Origin of the sequence: Pantoea sp. Fr+CA_20 (genome assembly GCF_024520835.1) — a bacterium.
Taxonomy (GTDB): Bacteria; Pseudomonadota; Gammaproteobacteria; order Enterobacterales; family Enterobacteriaceae; genus Pantoea; species Pantoea allii.
Map to the genome: position 1 here is coordinate 1 of NZ_JALNPN010000055.1, position 419 is coordinate 419.

General features: G+C 57.8%; 1 protein-coding gene. It reads right to left on the reverse strand.

Annotation, left to right across the window (positions count from 1 at the left end; translation table 11 throughout):
* Positions 1–419: DDE-type integrase/transposase/recombinase (locus NR177_RS23775; RefSeq protein WP_256853804.1), on the reverse strand; the 419-nt coding region annotated here is incomplete at both ends.

A 419-nucleotide genomic window follows, 5' to 3' on the forward strand; every position in this document is an offset into this window, starting at 1 on the left:
ATAAATCCGTTCTGCGTCGGCTTGCCGGGCTGGATAAGTCGCAGCTCCACTCCATGCTCAAAGGCCCACTGATCGAGCGCGCGGCAGGTAAACTCCGGGCCCTGATCGGTTCTTATCGTAGCCGGATAGCCGCGAAACAGCGCAATGCTGTCCAGAATACGCGTGACCTGCACGCCTGAAATCCCGAAGGCAACAGTGACCGTCAGGCATTCCTTTGTGAAGTCATCGACGCAGGTAAGGCACTTGATCCTGCGACCAGTAGCCAGCGCATCCATGACGAAATCCATCGACCAGGTCATGTTGGGCGCCGCCGGGCGGAGCAGCGGCAGACGTTCTGTTGCAAGCCCTTTACGACGACGTCTGCGTTTAACGCCCAGCCCGTTCAGATGATAAAGGCGGTACACGCGCTTGTGATTAAC